The organism is Ruegeria sp. O4 (genome assembly GCF_056535125.1).
In genome coordinates this window covers 1-16,572 of sequence record NZ_JBQERO010000016.1, presented here as the reverse complement: position 1 = coordinate 16,572, position 16,572 = coordinate 1, and the positions used below count along the sequence as shown (strand labels likewise).

At 55.1% G+C, this 16,572-nt stretch carries 12 protein-coding genes; 10 read left to right on the top strand and 2 right to left on the bottom strand.

The genetic code is table 11. The features are described 5' to 3' along the window. Window positions 1-33 precede the first annotated feature (33 nt). On the bottom strand, window positions 34-1,629 hold the full coding sequence (locus tag ACR0J7_RS15835; protein WP_480483846.1) for a GMC family oxidoreductase: 1,596 nt from the start codon (window positions 1,627-1,629) through the stop codon (window positions 34-36). 109 nt (window positions 1,630-1,738) lie between these two features. Here ACR0J7_RS15835 and ACR0J7_RS15830 point away from each other — a divergent pair, with 109 nt between their 5' ends. From ACR0J7_RS15830 to ACR0J7_RS15815, 4 genes are all read left to right on the top strand, one after another. Next, window positions 1,739-2,977 carry a TRAP transporter substrate-binding protein gene (locus ACR0J7_RS15830; protein ID WP_480914874.1) on the top strand — a complete coding sequence of 413 codons (1,239 nt, stop codon included), beginning with the start codon at window positions 1,739-1,741 and terminating at the stop codon, window positions 2,975-2,977. Between the two features lie 63 nt (window positions 2,978-3,040). Beyond that, on the top strand, window positions 3,041-3,706 hold the full coding sequence (locus ACR0J7_RS15825; RefSeq protein WP_480483848.1) for a TRAP transporter small permease: 666 nt from the start codon (window positions 3,041-3,043) through the stop codon (window positions 3,704-3,706). Continuing rightward, window positions 3,706-5,064, top strand: a complete 1,359-nt coding sequence (locus tag ACR0J7_RS15820) for a TRAP transporter large permease (protein WP_480483849.1) — start codon at window positions 3,706-3,708, stop codon at window positions 5,062-5,064. The genes ACR0J7_RS15825 and ACR0J7_RS15820 overlap by 1 nt, the downstream gene beginning before the upstream one ends. Window positions 5,065-5,075: 11 nt before the next feature. Then, window positions 5,076-5,855, top strand: a complete 780-nt coding sequence (locus ACR0J7_RS15815; protein WP_480483850.1) for an IclR family transcriptional regulator — start codon at window positions 5,076-5,078, stop codon at window positions 5,853-5,855. A 509-nt stretch (window positions 5,856-6,364) separates the two neighbouring features. On the opposite strand, the gene ACR0J7_RS15810 is transcribed toward ACR0J7_RS15815, so the two are convergent. Continuing rightward, complete coding sequence (locus ACR0J7_RS15810) at window positions 6,365-7,300, bottom strand: GlxA family transcriptional regulator (protein WP_480914872.1); 936 nt, start codon at window positions 7,298-7,300, stop codon at window positions 6,365-6,367. A 100-nt stretch (window positions 7,301-7,400) separates the two neighbouring features. Between ACR0J7_RS15810 and ACR0J7_RS15805 the strand changes: the two genes are divergently transcribed. From ACR0J7_RS15805 to ACR0J7_RS15780, 6 genes are all read left to right on the top strand, one after another. Further along, window positions 7,401-9,878 carry a CoA transferase gene (locus tag ACR0J7_RS15805; RefSeq protein WP_480914870.1) on the top strand — a complete coding sequence of 826 codons (2,478 nt, stop codon included), beginning with the start codon at window positions 7,401-7,403 and terminating at the stop codon, window positions 9,876-9,878. 4 nt (window positions 9,879-9,882) lie between these two features. Continuing rightward, window positions 9,883-11,526, top strand: coding sequence for a N,N-dimethylformamidase beta subunit family domain-containing protein (locus ACR0J7_RS15800; RefSeq protein WP_480914869.1), 1,644 nt, complete (start codon window positions 9,883-9,885; stop codon window positions 11,524-11,526). Between the two features lie 666 nt (window positions 11,527-12,192). After that, window positions 12,193-12,813 carry a hypothetical protein gene (locus tag ACR0J7_RS15795; protein WP_480914868.1) on the top strand — a complete coding sequence of 207 codons (621 nt, stop codon included), beginning with the start codon at window positions 12,193-12,195 and terminating at the stop codon, window positions 12,811-12,813. 72 nt (window positions 12,814-12,885) lie between these two features. Next, the gene (locus ACR0J7_RS15790) at window positions 12,886-13,248 is read left to right on the top strand and encodes an effector-associated constant component EACC1 (protein WP_480914866.1); all 363 of its coding nucleotides are present in this window, start codon (window positions 12,886-12,888) and stop codon (window positions 13,246-13,248) included. Next, window positions 13,248-14,960 carry a caspase, EACC1-associated type gene (locus ACR0J7_RS15785; protein ID WP_480914864.1) on the top strand — a complete coding sequence of 571 codons (1,713 nt, stop codon included), beginning with the start codon at window positions 13,248-13,250 and terminating at the stop codon, window positions 14,958-14,960. Before ACR0J7_RS15790 ends, ACR0J7_RS15785 begins: the two co-directional genes overlap by 1 nt. Next, window positions 14,950-16,035, top strand: a complete 1,086-nt coding sequence (locus ACR0J7_RS15780; RefSeq protein ID WP_480914862.1) for a hypothetical protein — start codon at window positions 14,950-14,952, stop codon at window positions 16,033-16,035. The genes ACR0J7_RS15785 and ACR0J7_RS15780 overlap by 11 nt, the downstream gene beginning before the upstream one ends. The last annotated feature ends 537 nt before the right edge of the window (window positions 16,036-16,572 follow it).

Here is a 16,572-nt window from a genome sequence, read left to right as displayed (position 1 = left end):
TTTGCATGGCATGCGGACAAGACGGAGGGACTGTCAGGCATCTGCACTTATCAAGTCGCTTGCCTTTTCGCCTATCATAATTGCTGGCGCATTAGTGTTGCCACTGACGATATCCGGCATAATGGAGCAATCAGCTACCCTTAGGTTCTTTATTCCATGCACATTTAGTTTTGCGTCGACAACGGACATGCCATTGCTTCCCATCGCGCAAGTTCCGGTTGGGTGATAGATTGATGCGGTGTTGGATCTGGCCCAATCTAGCGTGCCTTCGTAATCGTCGCAACTCAGCTCTGCCGTCGGTCGAAATTCCTCGGAAATTTTTGAAGCCAGAGGGGCCAGTTTGGCAATCCCACGTGCGATATTCACGCCATCGACGATCGTTTTGCAATCCGTTTCCGTGGACAGGTAGTTAGGGACGATTTTGACGTGTTTAGACGGATCGGGACCGTTCAACCGCAATTCTCCGCGGCTTTCCGGGCGCAGTTGGCACACCGACATCGTGAACGCTGAAAACGGATGCACTCCCTCGCCAGGACTGTCAGCGGACCAGGGTTGGACGTGAAACTGAATGTCGGGGGTTTCAACCTCGGGGCGGGTTTTCATGAAACCGGTGGCAAGGCTGGCGGCCATGGTCATCGGGCCTGCGCGGAACAGCGCGTATTTCAGGGCAATTCGCGCCTGATTGAACAGGCTGCGGACTTCGTCATTCAAAGTCGGCTCGTTACATTTAAACACAAGCCGCGCCTGTAAGTGATCCTGCAAACCCTTGCCGACACCCGGCAGGGCGTGCAGCGGTTCGATACCGTTTTCCTTTAGATGATCTGGGTCTCCGATTCCCGACAACATCAGAATTTGGGGGGAATTGATCGCCCCACCGGACAGAATGATCTCGCGCCGGACTTTTAGAGTTTGTTCAGCACCCGAACGATCCCGATAAACCAGTCCGGTTGCCTTTTTCCCTTCTAAAACCACCCGCGCTACCAAGGCATTGGTAATGATGTTGAGGTTCTGACGACCCCGGATAGGTTTTAGATACGCCACGGCTGCGCTGCAGCGTCGACCATTGCGGGTGGTCAACTGAAAGTACCCGACGCCCTCTTGTTCGGCCCCGTTGTAGTCTGGATTGAACGGATAACCTGCGGCCTGCGCTGCAGCGACCCATGCGTCGCAGATGGGACGTTGGATGCGCATGTTGGACACAGACAAAGGTCCACCGACACCGTGGAATTCATCCTCGCCGCGCTCTTGATCCTCGCAGCGTTTGAACAGTGGCAACACGTCCTCCCAGCCCCAACCTTCGTTGCCCATCTGACGCCAACGGTCGTAATCCTCTTTCTGGCCGCGCACATATAGCAACCCATTCAAAGAGGATGACCCACCCAGCACCTTACCGCGTGGCCAATCGATGGATCGACCGTTCAGGCCGGGATCGGGTTCGGTCCGATAACACCAGTCGACCGATGGATTGTGCATTGTTTTGAAATAGCCAACAGGGATGTGAATCCACGGGTTCGTATCGCGGCCACCAGCCTCAAGCAGCGCAACCGTCGTATTGGGATCAGCGCTTAGCCGATTGGCAATGACACAGCCCGAAGACCCCGCGCCAACAACCGCATAATCCACCTCCATGACTGCCTCCTCCGAAAGTTGCTGAAAAAAACTCTATGCAAGTTGATCGAATTATACTAGCCTTTTTTGATACAAAACGTCTCAATAATTGTGATCAGGGAGGTAAGCAATGGAGATTGGTCGGAAACTAAGTGGTATTTCGCGTCGGAATTTCTTCCGAGTTGCGGGCCGTTACGGCATGAGCTCGACCTTATTGGCAGCAGGCGGGTTCGGTGGCGCAATGAGCCTGGCGAATCTGGCACAGGCTGCCGAATCAACTTACGAGAAACGCTTTTCGAAAGAACCGAAGCACACGCTGAAATTCGGCGCGTCGGGCTTCAACACCCGCAACCTGCTGATTGAACGCGCAGGCGCAATCGAGTTCGCACGGGATCTGGAAGAGCGAACGGATGGCGAGATTCGGATTGAATTCATCGGTGACAATCAGATCTGCGGACAGTTGAGCTGTGTTGAGAAGACACAGCAGGGTATCGTCGACATCTATGCGGCATCGACCCAGAACTCTGCCGGCGGTGCGCCCTATCTGAACGTGCTGGATTACGCGTATATGTTCCCCAGTCGCGCGGCACAGTATCATTTCTTCTACAGCCCGGCGAGCCAGCGCATCCTGCGTGATCCGCTGGAGAAACGGCATGGGCTGAAGTTCCTGTTCACTCATTGCGAATTGCGCGGTCTGCAAATGGGATCGACCTTTTCAGACAAACCGACCGTCACCAAACTGGAAGAACTGTTTGGCACCAAAAACCGCGTGACCGGCACGCAGTTGGGCCGGATTGCGATGCAGTTATTGAACCTGAACCCGGTGCCGGTGGCATGGGAAGAGACTCTGGACGCGCTCAAGACTGGTCTGATCGACGGGGCCGAAACATGGGCCTCGGCCGTTGCCTATGCCAACATGGCGCCGGTGGTCTCGCAGTCAGTGAACCTGAAATTCTTCTGCGGAACCGAACATACCTCAATGTCAGCAAAGGTGTTTGATGGGCTGAGCGGCGAGTTACAGGATGCTGTGATGGAATCTTCGTACTTTACGCAGGCGCTGATTCAGGGCGCGAATGAGGCGGCGCTGTTGAACACCGTGGGCTTCTCGGACCCGCAACTGCCTGACACGATCTTTGCCGAAAACGGCGTGCGCCCGGCATTTCTGGCGGATGATCAGATCAAACTGGCCGAGGAAATGTGCGCCCCAAACTACAACCCCGAGCCCTGGGCGCAATGGCGTGAACGCCTGAACAAATGGGCAGGTGGCATCGATACCTATCAGGAAATCTATGACATCGCGCGTGAGATTCCAGCCGATACACTACCGGAAAATGTCGAGCCGCGCCGTTGGTGGAAAGGCCAGGCCTGATAGACTTACCGAACCGGCCCCGCTGGGCCGGTTCAACAAATACCGATTAGGAGGACGGGGTAGATGTCATTTTGGGCAGATATCGGCGCGATATTCAGCGCCTTTCTCAGCCAGGATTCGTTCGAGATTCAATCCGCACTGGAATCCAACGCAACCTGGGTGTTAGGCGCGATTGTCTCGGCCCTGGGCGGGTTCGTCATCATGCTGATCTATCGGGCCGTGCCCTTCATCGAACGGCATCTGGAACGATCGGTGATGGTGTACTCCTACCTTGCCATTGCCTTGATCATCTTTTGGGGCGTGATCGACCGGTTCGTATTCAACGATCAAGAGCCCTGGTCGACTACTATTCCACCGCTGCTGTTCATGGTGATGGCGTGGTTCGGGGCCTCGTACAACGTCCGTCTACGCACACATTTGAGCTTTAGTGAATTCCGCTCTGCCATGCCGCGCGGCGGGCAATTGGCCTGCCTGATCCTTGACGCCGTGCTGTGGTTCATATTCGCAGTGATCGTCATCGTGACCACGTCCAGGCTGGTCGCCCTATCGGCATCGAACTTTCAGATCGTTCTGGGGACCGACAACATCATGCAGTGGTGGTTCCTTCTGGCCGCACCACTGTCGTTCTTTCTGATGGTCGGGCGGGTGTTTCAAAACCTCGCCGACGATCTGCACAACTGGAAAACAGGTGAGCCGCTGATCAAGCAGGCAGTGATCGGAGCAGACTGATGACAGATGGAACCATGGTCACACTGATCTCGCTTGGGGTCACTTTTCTGTTCATGTTGGGCGTGCCGGTCCTGTTGGTGATCGGCTATTGGGTCATAGGCTGTTCATTTGTCCTTGGTCTGACGCTGGACAACATGGGCGCCGAGTTGCTGAACGTGTTCAACAAGGGTTTTGCCCTACTGGCAATGCCCCTGTTCATCCTGACCGGAGACCTTATCAACAAATCGGGCATTGCGCGGCGTCTAAGCGATTTTGCCTATGCCTGTCTGGGCTGGATACGCGGCGGGTTGGCGATGGCCTCGCTTGGCGCCTGCGGGTTATTCGCAGCAATCTCGGGATCCAACTCGGCGACGACAGCCACAATTGGTTCGATGTTACATCCTGAGATGGTGAAAGGCGGCTATGACGAACGATTCAGCGCGGCCACAGCGGCGGCGGGCGGCACGGTGGGCATCATCATTCCTCCGTCGATCATCTTTATCGTCTACGGGTTTCTTATGAACCTGCCGATTTCCGAACTGTTCGTTGCGGGCATCCTTCCTGGCGCACTGATGGTCTTTGGCATGCAGTTCGCGTGCTGGATCATTTGCCGCCTTAATGGTTGGGGGCATCTGATCCCGCTACAGCTGAACCGAGTGTTGAAAACCGCCTTTGGCGCATGGCTTGGGTTCTTCGCCATCGGACTGGTGCTTTGGGGCATCTACACGGGCAAATTCTCTCCGACCGAAGCAGCGGGCGTGACAGTTGGCTTCTGCGTGATCGCAGGATTGGTCAGCTATCCGATCAACCGGATCATGGGCGCGCGGAATGATATATCGCCAACCGAGAAGAGCTATGCCGAGATGTTCGTAGTCGAAGGGTTTACGATCCCTGAGATCCCATCGATCGTTATCCGTTCGGCCCAGATCACCGGAATTCTTGCACCGCTGATCGCGATTTCGGTGGTGATGCAGCAGATCCTGTCATTGCTTGGCGCACAGCAGACCATTGGGGATTTCGTGACCTCAATGGGTGGGTACCATGCGGTGCTGTTCACCTCGATGGTGATCGTCTTCTTCTCGGGCATGGTGCTGGAAAGCCTACCTGTGACGATCATCCTGGCCCCGATCCTTGCCCCGATAGCGGCGTCAGTCGGAATTGATCCGATCCATTTCTCGGTGATCTTCCTTGTTGGGGCATCTATCGGGTTCATCACTCCGCCATATGGCTTAAACCTTTATGTGGCTTCAGGCGTGACCGGCGTGCCCTATTTCCGGCTGCTGCGGTACACTGTGCCCTATCTGGTCGCATTGCTGTCAGTGTGGGTTTTGGTGTCGCTAGTACCCGATCTGGCCTTGATCCTGCTGCCAAATAACTAGACTGTTACGGAATGGCCGCGACGGAAACAAAAGACAAAGAAACTCAGATACCGACCAACTTGCGCCTTCTTCTCATCCTTGAGGAGGTGGCGCGACGCGGGGTCGCCGTCAAACCGTCAGACCTGATCGAGTCACTGGGCCTGGCCAAGCCAACCATCCACCGCCTGTTGCAAACCGCAGAAGCCGAGGGCTTCCTGCAGCGCGATCTGGATGGGCGTTCATACGGCCCTGGACACCGACTGCGATTGCTTTCAGTTAATACGATGTCTTCCGAGCACCTGCGTACGGCGCGTCTGGCGATCTTGCGCAGCGTCGCCGAGCAGGTTGGTGAAACCTGCAATCTCGCCATTCCAGACCGCGAGGGGATGATCTATCTGGACCGGGTGGAAACGAAGTGGCCACTGCGGATTCAGCTTCCGGTTGGTACTCAGGTACCTTTCCATTGTACGGCCAGCGGCAAGATGTACCTGTCCACACTGCGGCAAAAAACGCTGGACGGTTTTCTTTCAGCGGGAAATCTACAACCACAGACGGAGCGCTCGCTGACTGATCCCAAGTCGCTGCGAGCGGAGATCCAACGTATCTCTGAGAATAGTTATTCCACCGATGACGAGGAATTCATGACCGGAATGACTGCCTTAGCTGTACCCGTTCAGGATGGGCAAGGCCGATTGGTAGGCACGCTTTCGGTTCATGCGCCGACACAACGTCATGACGTCAACAGTCTGATGTCGTTTCTGGGAATACTGCAAAAAGGGGCGGATGAGCTTTCGGCTCTTTTGACCGAGTGACTAGTACCGGAGATGACAGTCAAAACGTAAACTATTTTACCAACTGCGAATTCGGCAATCGACCGGTTTGGAGAATTCTGCACCTCAGTGAGTGAGAGTGTGATCAAAGTCCAGTGTGCGCCGTTCGTTCAGCGTTGTAGAGTCAACATTTTGCGCACTGCTGCCATTCCTGGCTGGTGCAGCATCTGCCGCTCTGGGCTCACTGCCGCCGTAAGATCGACTGCAGCATCTTCGGACTAGGCCAAGATTACAACGATGAGGACGGCCCGAAGCGGACGTTCATCGACACATGTCGCCGCTGCGGTGCGGCCCGTCGAACCGGCCGTTCGCTGCAGGCGCAAATTTTCAGGGTGCACGAACTCACAGTCTGCAGGACTTTGCTGCCATTCGAGGGGAGCCTGCCAACGGCCGGTTTTGCACGTGCCGATTGGTGAAAGCCACGCCCAGCGGAGCTCGAAAACGCGTCGTTCGAACTTTGGGGCGTTTCACCAAAGCGTAGGCAGGAATGGTCACAGATTTGTCTTACGATCCTGAAGCGGATCGGATGCGAAGTTCTTACGCAGGCTACGCGTCAGCGTGGTCGCATTCGCAAAGCCGCAACGCAGAGCGATTTGATCGAGTGAGAGGTCGCTGTATCGAAGCAGTTCGCGGGCGCGGGCCAGACGAAGAAGCAAGTAGTATCGCCCCGGCGTGGTCTGCAATTCCGTCCAGAACAGACGGCGCAAGGACCGTTCGGATATGTGTGCCTGTTCCGCGAGGGCGGGGATAGACCGTGATGTTTCGAGCGCTTCGGACATGAGCACGACAACGCGTTTCAGCTTTGGGGACACCGCTTGCGACAATGCCTGATCGGGATAAGAGGCACCGTGCCGCCGGGAGTTGTCGTGCAGGAACATTGCACCGGCGTCGAATGCGATGGAAGCGCCGAAACGATCCCGAATGAACTGCAAAATCAGATCGAAAGCCGCGGCCGCACTGCCACATGTCCAGAAACGGCCATCCTGCACATGGCGATCGGAAAGGACCTCGACCTTGGGAAACTCCTCGGCGAATTCCTCGAGAATCTGCCAGTGTAACGTGGCCTTCCGACCGTTCAGGAACCCGCCTCGCGCGAGCACCCAGGCTCCGGTATCGGCGGCAATCACAACGGCCCCCTGCATCAGCCGGCCAAGGATGCGAGGCGCTGTTGCTTCCTTCCTGTCGCGAAAGGTGTCTCCACCGATGATGATGACCAGATCGGGAGCAGGCGCCGCGGCTATGGGCATTTCGGGAGAAACGCTGAGCCCGCTGGAACTTGCGACGGCGCGGTCACCCTCAGTTAGAATGCTCCAGCTTATGTTGGCGCCCGTCTGATCACGGACAACGCGCAGGGGCTCAAGAAGACATGCCAGCACCATGTTGGAAAAGGCATCGCACAGGAAGACACAGACATTGATGGAACGCATTGGCAGAACTAATCCGGTTTTTGGCAGTATGAGTATGATCTTTGGCGGCTCAGGTTTCTAGAGTGCTTGGTAGACACATCCAGATCAGGAATCTGCGACAATGCACAATCGCCCCCTTTCCCACATCCGTGTCCTTGATTTCGGGCATTACCTTGCAGGTCCGCTGGTTGGCATGATGCTGGCCGATCTTGGCGCCGAGGTGATCCGGATCGACCCGCCCGGCGGGCCGAAATGGCAGGACCCGGCCTTTGACATGCTGTCGCGCGGCAAACGGGCGCTGACACTCGATCTCAAGACAGAGGCCGGGTGTGACACGGCGCTCGAGCTGGTGCGCCGTGCCGACGTGGTGATCGAGAACTTCCGACCCGGCGTGATGGAGCGGTTGGGGCTAGGCCCGGAGGCCCTCAGGCAGGCAAACCCAAGCATTGTTTCGCTCTCGCTGCCCGGCTTTGCCTCCACCGATCCGGAGTTCGCGGGTCTTGCCGCATGGGAGGCCGTGATCGCGGCGCGCACGGGACAATTCACCGACATGGGCCTGAACCGGCGGCTGATGGGGATCAACCCGTCCTTCACGCCGCTTGGGCTGGCCTCTGCCTATGGTGCAGCATTCGGTGCGATGTCCGTGCTGTTTGCCCTGACTGCAAGAGAGCGGATGGGGGGCGAGCATATCGAGGTGCCGCTGGCCTCGGCCTTGCTGGAGGGGCTGGTCTACAATTGCGAGCAGATCGAGGACTATCCCGATCGCTACAAATCCCCGCGCGAGCTGGAGCTGGAGCGCCGGGCGCGCGAAGGGCTGCCCAACGATCTGAGCTTTGCCGAGCTGTCGGAATTTCTCGATCCGTTCTACAGCACCTATACCTGTGCTGATGGGCGGGGATTCTACATCGTTTCCTGCTCGATTGTGAACCATCCCCAACGGGTGCTGGAGGTTCTGGGGCTGGCCGATCTGCTGAAGGAGCTGCCGGATTTCGATGTCTATGTCGATCGTTCGGACTGGCCCGCTGACTGGGCCTTGCGCAGCTATCCTGTGGGCAAAAATGATCGCAAGCGGCTTTCGGACGCGATGAAGGCGGCGTTTCTGACCCGCCCGTCGCATGAGTGGGAAGCGTTGTTCGGGGCCGCCAAAGCTCCTGCCACGGCACAGCGGAACACCGCCGAATGGCTGTCGGACGACCATGCGCTGGCGTCAGGGCTGGTGATCGAACTGGACGATCCCCGCCACGGGCGGATGCGTCAGATGGGCAATGTGGCCTGGCTCGCTGATGATCCGGGCGCGATGGACAAGACCGCAGGACCCGTGGCCGATGAATTTCGCGGCGCGCTTGCCGGCGTTCTTTCGGAACCGCCTCGAACTCCCACTGGCGGCGATGGCAAGAGCGGTTGGCTCGATGGGCTGAAGGTTCTGGACCTTACAAACGTCATTGCCGGGCCGACCATCGGTTCGACGCTGGCGCGCTTTGGGGCGCGGGTCACGCTGGTTCAGCCTGTAAAGCCCTCTGTCGATCCGTGGAACGCGGTGGTGTTCGGGCTGCACGCGCAGCGCGGGAAAGAGAGCGTCTTGCTCGATCTGCGCTCGGAGAAAGGACGGGAGGTGTTGTGGCGGCTGGTGGCCGAGGCGGACGTGATCACCATGAATGGCACCGATCAGCAACGCGCAGCTTTGGGCCTGACCGAAACGCGCCTGAACGACATCAATCCACGCCTCATTCTGGTGCAGCTTGATGCCTGGGGCGGGCCGCGGAGGGGGCCGAAATCGGATCATCTTGGCTATGATGATCTGGCGCAGGCGGCGACAGGGGTAATGACCCGCTTTGGCGGCGGGCCGGAGACACCGGAGGAGCACGCCCATTTCGGTACAATCGATGCGCTCACGGGGCATTGCGCCTGTGTGGCGCTAGGTGCTGCGTTGGAACGGCTGCGGCTGACCGGCAAGGGCGGCATCGCCCGCGCCTCTCTTGCTGCGGCGGGCGAAATGATCCAGGCGCAATTCATGTATGATTTCGATGGCCGGCCCGCGTTTGACGAACCTTCGGGGCGCGAAACACGCGGTTGGGGGGCCTTCTATCGCTGCTACGCCGCATCTGATGGATGGATGTTCTTTGCCGCGCCGACGGAACGTGAAACAGCCTTGGCCCGCGTTCCGGAATTGTCCGATCTTGCAGCAAGCGCAGACGACATCGAGGCCGCGCTTTCCAGCCGGTTTGCGCAAAGACCAGCCGCCCACTGGGCACATGCCTTTGCCGGCAGTTCGGCCGGAGTTACGCCGCTGGGCTCGCTGCATGACACCCGCGATGTCGGGCTCCAACGGGAAAGCGAAGGCGCGATCGACATTCGCAACGCAACCTTCCGCGCCGTCCGCCACGACCGCCACCCAATGGGCCGTTGGGTCGATCTAGTTGCGCCCAATGCGGTGCGCCCGGGCAACGCGAAGATCACTATCCCCGGCCCTGCGCCGAAATACGGACAGAACACGCGCGCGATCCTTGCGTGTCTGGGTTACGGTGACACCGACATTCAAGACATGATCGACACAGGCGCCGCCGCCGAGAGCTGGTCGGAACGCTATCTGCCGGAGTAGACACATGACCCAGGATCAGATCAGCCCCGTCATCACACCGCGTACACGGGCAAGGGCGCGCCATATCCTTGATCATTATTACATAGGACCAGCCCGCGATGACCGGGTGCTGGAAATCTGGGGTTACACGCCCGAGATGAGCTATGCCCCGGGCGACCGCGTCGCGCTTCATGTGTCTACAACGGCTACGGAATGGGATCTTGAAATCGGACGCGACGGGCTGGTCTATCAACCGCTTCTGACGGAAACGGGCCTTGAGGGGGTGCACCATCCCACACCGGCTGACTGCTCGGTCAATGGTTGCGGCTGGCCCGAGACTTTCACCTTCACAATCCCCGAAAGCTGGACGCCCGGCGGCTATCTGATGACACTTCGCGCCCGTCGCGGTGATGATCTGGTCGAAGAGCACCATATTATCCTGGTCAGAAGCGCGTCCGACGCCCCGCCACCGCCCTACGTGCTGGTTTGCGCAACGGGCACATGGCTGGCCTATAATTGCTGGGGCGGTTCGAATCATTACGAGGGCATCACAGGACCGGACGGCAACTCCTTTTCCCCAGTTGTCTCGACCCAGCGTCCCTGGACGCGCGGCTTTTGCAAGTTGCCCGAGGGCGCCCCCCGTGCGCTGCGCGAACAACCGACCAGACCCGGCGAGATGGTGCGCTATCCCTACATGGAATGGGCCTATGCCTATGGCTACTCCAAGAAATACGCCTCGGCGGGCTGGGCCAGTTACGAGCGTCACTTCGCCCGCTGGGCCGAGGGTGAAGGTTATGACTTCGACGTGATCACGCAGCATGATCTGCATCGCGAGCCAGACGTGCTGAACCGCTACGCCTGCGCCGTGTTCGTCGGCCACGATGAATACTGGAGCGCGGAGATGCGCGATGCGGTCGACGCCTATGTCGACGGTGGCGGCAATGTCGCGCGGTTTGCGGGCAATTTCCTGTGGCAGACTAGGATCGAGAACGAGGGTCGCACGCAAGTCTGTTACAAGTATATCGCAGATCAGGATCCGCTGATGGGCACGAATCAGGAGCATCTCGTCTCGGGCGCCTTCGAGGTCGCGCCGGTGGGCCGCCCCGGTGCCCTGACCTTCGGGGTCAACGCCCTTCGCGGTGTCTATGCCGGTCTTGGCAATTGCGTGGGCGGCGGAGCGGGCGGTTTCACGATCTATCGCGACGATCATTGGGCGTTTGACGGAGCAGGTGTCGGCTATGGCGACGTGCTGGGTGCCCGGTCGCGGATATTCGGGTACGAGGTCGACGGGCTGGACTACCGCTTCGAAGATGGGCTGCCATACCCGACTTGTACCGACGGGGCCGTTCCAGAGATCGAGATCCTTGCAATGGGGCTGGCCACCAACATCGAGGCGGATCACGGCATCTGGGGCGAGACGCCTTACATCGGGTCAGCCGACGCGGCGTTCAAGGCGCAGGTGCTGTTCGGAGCGGTCACACCCGAAACTCTGGACGCCTGCAAACGCGGCAACGGAATGATCATCTCGTGGCCGCGTGGCAAGGGTGAGATATTCACCGCTGCGACCTGCGAATGGGTAGCGGGCCTGATCCGACAGGACAGACAGGTCGAACAGATCACACGCAACGTGCTAGGCAGGTTTGGCAAGTCGACAGGGTGCTCACGATAGCTTCTGCATCTTGTCTAAAGCGGACCTCTGTTCAAACCGCAGCATCCGGTCAAACGGGCTCAGTGTTGCCGTTCTCCGCAGCAAGCATGATTGGCTGGTCCCAGCCTGAAGCAGGCATTCACAATCACGCTTTTCAGTTTTGCACCAAGCCATTGACTAGGACATGCGCGACGTTCAGGAAATCATGTTGTCTGCTGTAAACGACTGAATTGGGCTCGGTGCCATCGTTGTCTGCTGTTAGCATGATTGGCCGCACGCAGCCCAAAGCGGATATGCCCGGCCTGAAGGCAGGACGGGAAGCAGTCCATCGTTTTTGGGAAACAAAGCGCAGACTTCTGAGTTCAAGCATACTTCCAGGCGCACATATATCGTTACTCGTCAGACACTTCTTCTAGCCTCACAATATTGGGATAAAAGAGAAGACTATGAACTAGGACAAACGCGAGATTTGTCGCAGTAAACCAAAACCAAAGCCCCCAAGATAAAATCTCTGATCGTAAATTTAAACTCACCCGTTTGCGCATTGTACAGTGATGGTTCAGCGGGATCAGCGGCACAAAAGTTGCCCAAATCATAAGAATCGCGCTAAAGTTGCTTTGGCGAAAGCTACAGCTTCTTTATTTTGTTACATTTTCAATGGCTTGTGCGTTTTTTGGGGAGGTAGGCTTGAGTAATATTAATAGAAAATTCTTTTTTGATACGGTGCGCCTCACACTATTCGATGGCTTACTTCGCAAAAAACAAGTCCAGGGTTTGATTGCCCTTCTGGACTATTGGGAGAAGCACCATGCTGCAAAAGATGACAGATGGTTGGCGTATGTTTTGGCCACCGCCCATCATGAAGTTGATCGCAAGATGCAGCCAATCAAAGAGTATGGCAGCGATAGCTATTTTTTTCGAATGTATGACATAGAAGGGGACCGCCCTAAGGTGGCGAAGCGCCTAGGGAACTTAGCCAAGGGAGACGGAGTTAAGTTTCATGGGCGAGGTTTTGTGCAGATTACTGGGCGTTACAATTATGCAGATTGGGAAAACCGGCTAGGGACAGATTTGACCAGCAGCCGCGCTAAAGCAGATAAAGTGCTTAATCTGCCCCGCGCAACTGAGATTATATTTGAGGGAATGATCAAGGGAACATTCACTGGCAAGAAATTATCTGACTATTTTGTTAACGTGAAACAAGATTGGGAAGGCGCTCGGCGGATAGTGAACGGAACCGACAAGAAAGCCCTAATCGCATCGTACGCAAAACGTTACTACGCAGCGATTTCGTATACCACAGCGTAGCGACATTCAATTTGGCTGACCGCGAAGTTAGGAAAATGCTGAAAAGATCACGTAAGCGTCTGGAGAGATAGAATGAAGTTAGAACTTGAGGTCCAAGGCAATTCAACCAGAGAACAAGATGTTGCGGATGCTAGAGATTTACTGGCTTGGCTAAAGGCCTCTCGGATTCAGAGCTTAAACGACCTCTCATTGAAAGAAATACCTCCGCAGCCAGGCGAGATGGGTCCAACTGTACTAGCGATTCTTGGAGCGATTCTTGGAGCTGAGGCTACCGTCGAACTAGTCAAGCAAGTTTTCTCATGGCTCGAAGCGAAGAAAAAAAAGATTGAGATTTCTGTCACACGAGGTGACGAACAGGTAACTGTCAAGTCAGATAACCTGACACCGGAAGAGTTGGTCCGCGTCGCCAATACCTTAGGCTTGGGTAGTGAATAATGCTATCCTTTCAACCCGGTAGTAAGGCGATATTGATTGGGACATCGGTCTCGGCATCGGACTCTGAAAACCTCCCGGAAATCCCTCAAGTATCAGCCAACTTGGCCGACTTTCAGGAAATTTTGTCTGATGTCTCAGTTGTAGGACTAGAACCTGGGGACATTGAAGTCGTAGAAAACGTAGAATCGAGAGAGGTTTTTCTCAAGAAGCTGAAGGACATAGCGCAATCCGCAAAGGACACTCTTCTGGTTTACTATTGTGGGCACGGACTATATGGAGATGCAAAGGAACCGCTCTATTTCTGCACTACGGGAACTACTTCTTACGACAAAGAAATAGATGGTGTGCCAATATCAGCCGTCAAGTCTGCCATTGCTGAATCTACTGCAAAGAAAAGAATTTTCTTGCTGGACTGCTGTTATGCTGGCCAAGCCATCGAAGGAGAAATGGATGCTGTTGACGGCATCGAGGCTCAGCTGGATGTTGAAGGTACTTATGCAATAGGTGCTGTTCCACGAGACAAGAAAGCCATCGCTGAGCCAGAGGCGAGAAACACCGTTTTTTTTGAGCACTTCAAGGAAGCAATAAGTTCAGGAGTGGATAACGGTAAAAATACGGTATCAATTGCCGAACTGCATCAAGAAACAGAGAGGTCGATTTCCAGAACAGCGAAGTATTCACTTCCGGTAAAGAGAGTCTGGGAAGATGGTGACAAGTTTGAGTTTTGCATTAATCAATTCAACAATACAAAGCTCACTAAATCAGATATTGAGAAAATCATTGAAACACGTTTGCAAGGGATCGTGGCAAGAAAGGCCAAGGGGTTAAGAAGATTCATCTTCCCATCATTTGTCGGAGCGGGAGCGATAGGTGCAGTGATCGCTATTGTGGGACTAATTTGGCTAAGCAATTTGTCGTTTAAACACTCAAGCCTTAGTAGCAACGTTAGCGGTTTATCCACCAGTGTTGGTGAACTGGACGGCAGCGTCAAATCGTTGTTTGAAACCGATACGTCCCAATCTGCGGTTTTGGGGGCTATTGGAAATACGGTGGACGGAGCCTTGCGGAACTTAGAGGTTCTTCTAGGCTCGGAAAAAGAGAAAGAAGAGCGTATAAGTCAACTGGCGGGTGCGGTTGTTGAGCCAGATGATCAAACAGAATTTAGTCTATTTCGAGTAAACACCTTTTTGAAGCACGAAGAATTCCCTTTGAACCAACTGCGTATCGTCCTGTCGCCCGAACAGTTTCGAAGAACCGAGGTGCATCAGTTTAAAGACAACGACGGGCGGGAAGTTACCTACATTCAAAAAATCTCACATCGGGTAATGTACAGATCTGGATATAGGCTGCATTTGTTTCTCCAACCTGAGCGGCGAAATCCATACAAAAAACGCGATAACCTCTACGATGTACAGGAAAATGAGGTTACGTATGGGATAAAAGTGGCTGATGGACAGCCAAAGGCTTTCGATCCCACAAACACAAACCGGTTGCGAAAACACTTTGATTTCACGCAAGACGCTTGTGCACACCTGGCACACGAAGAGAGCGAATGGGGTTACATACCGATAAACCTTTGCTTTGGTGGGAGCGACAGTAGTAACCCTTGCCAAGGTCCTGGTATCGACCAACAGACACAGTTTGAATTTAGGGTTACTGCCGTTTTGGAGAAGTCGCTCGCAACAGAAGAGGTTTGCAAGAGTGAAGAATAAACTAATCAACCTTCTGGTTGGGGCACTGTCATACGCATTTCCAGCGAGCGCAGAGACAGTTTGGAGTAGTTTGTATCCTGGGGTGGATGTAGCTCGCAATCAGTCATTCATCTCTGCTCAAGGTGAAATGTTACAATGGTCCGGCATTCGAATAATAACTGGTAACGCACAACTTGAACTCGTTGATACGCAGCAGTTCTTGGAGCGGCGAATTTCATCAGAGGCGGGCGGTAAGACAGTCTCCGGCGATGAGTCCGGGCTTATATCATCCTTTGGATACTCGCTGGACGAGATATGGGATGAAGTCCAAGCGGACTCCAACGTCAAAGCGATAGTACCGATTGGCTACATTGAGGAAAGCGGAAATCCCCAAGTCGCTGGGTTTTTTAAAAGACTTGGCGTTGTTCGCAATCCATTGATGAACGCGCCGAATCTGACGGCTGTCTTCTGCTTGAATGCAGAAGCATTTAGGACATCCAGCAACCCCGAGCGAACCTTAACCGAGACTGGTGTAGCACCATACTTGTTTGACGTTAAAACTCAGGATTCACGACGATATCAGTATCTGAAGGGATTAGATCAACTTGAGCTAAAGGAACACTACACGGACGACAGGATTCAGAGATATTTCGACTCGTGTCGTGATGCTGTTCAAGTAGGGCCCAAGGTTGTTTTTCCTCGCCGTCAAGAGCTATTGGCAGGACATGAACCAAGTCTTGCTGGCACACGACGTTCTGTAGACACAGATTATTTCCGTGGTGGACGGAATGCTTACCGAACTTACTTCGTCTGGGACCTTCGTGGCGACATCACGATATTCACAACACACACCCGTTCTTCTTTGGATGTTGTATGGGAACTGGTGTCTAATAAAGACTTCTTCAGGTCAAATGCGAGTTGTGGGGGCGCAGATGATCTAAGTCAGGCGTGTGAATACTGGGCGGTTGCACTTACCTCCTTTGAGCACAGTGGTCTAATTTATCGAGATGATACAGGTGACCGTGTTACCTTGCAGCGAACAGACTCCATTATCCCGGCGGCATTGATAGTTAGGGTGAAGTCAATATCCGAGTGATCAGCCAGAGCTTGAGCGTAAACGGTCGTTTTTCACCGTTCCCGCCGTTAAACGTTATCTCCGAGGCTTGGCACTGACAAAACCCTCGGGCGAAACCTCATTGGTTTAGACAGGATTTTGTCCTTATCCGCGAAGGAGAACCGCTACTTGCCAGTGTCCGCTTCTGGGAAGAAGCGGTGCAGCACCAAATGCAAAACTCAATGCCTTGTTTGGGCCTAGCTTGACTTTGCAAAGTCTGCTTTCTGCGCATCGCTGACCTTAAAGCGCGTTGAAGCATTTTGTATTTTGGGCTCGTTCCAGACCTCGAATGCGGCGCAGCATCCTGTGATATGTTGCCTCGGTCAACGTCGGGTTGTCGTTGTGGGAGGGCATGGCGGATCGGAGGATCAGTCATGGAAACACCAAACTTACCTGCCATTCGTGCGCTTCGTCCCGCCTGGAACAAATGGACCTGTCCCGTTTTTGTGCCGCCCCAAGTGCTCGTTTAAGCCACTTTCCTTTCGAATGCGACAGGGCTTTTCCAGCCCAATGCTGAGT

Coding starts and splice junctions, on each gene's coding strand:
- ACR0J7_RS15810 (WP_480914872.1), bottom strand. CDS start 7,300: ATGCGTTCCATCAATGTCTGTGTCTTCCTGTGCGATGCCTTTTCCAAC.
- ACR0J7_RS15835 (WP_480483846.1), bottom strand. CDS start 1,629: ATGGAGGTGGATTATGCGGTTGTTGGCGCGGGGTCTTCGGGCTGTGTC.
- ACR0J7_RS15790 (WP_480914866.1), top strand. CDS start 12,886: ATGAAGTTAGAACTTGAGGTCCAAGGCAATTCAACCAGAGAACAAGAT.
- ACR0J7_RS15800 (WP_480914869.1), top strand. CDS start 9,883: ATGACCCAGGATCAGATCAGCCCCGTCATCACACCGCGTACACGGGCA.
- ACR0J7_RS15785 (WP_480914864.1), top strand. CDS start 13,248: ATGCTATCCTTTCAACCCGGTAGTAAGGCGATATTGATTGGGACATCG.
- ACR0J7_RS15825 (WP_480483848.1), top strand. CDS start 3,041: ATGTCATTTTGGGCAGATATCGGCGCGATATTCAGCGCCTTTCTCAGC.
- ACR0J7_RS15805 (WP_480914870.1), top strand. CDS start 7,401: ATGCACAATCGCCCCCTTTCCCACATCCGTGTCCTTGATTTCGGGCAT.
- ACR0J7_RS15815 (WP_480483850.1), top strand. CDS start 5,076: ATGGCCGCGACGGAAACAAAAGACAAAGAAACTCAGATACCGACCAAC.
- ACR0J7_RS15820 (WP_480483849.1), top strand. CDS start 3,706: ATGACAGATGGAACCATGGTCACACTGATCTCGCTTGGGGTCACTTTT.
- ACR0J7_RS15830 (WP_480914874.1), top strand. CDS start 1,739: ATGGAGATTGGTCGGAAACTAAGTGGTATTTCGCGTCGGAATTTCTTC.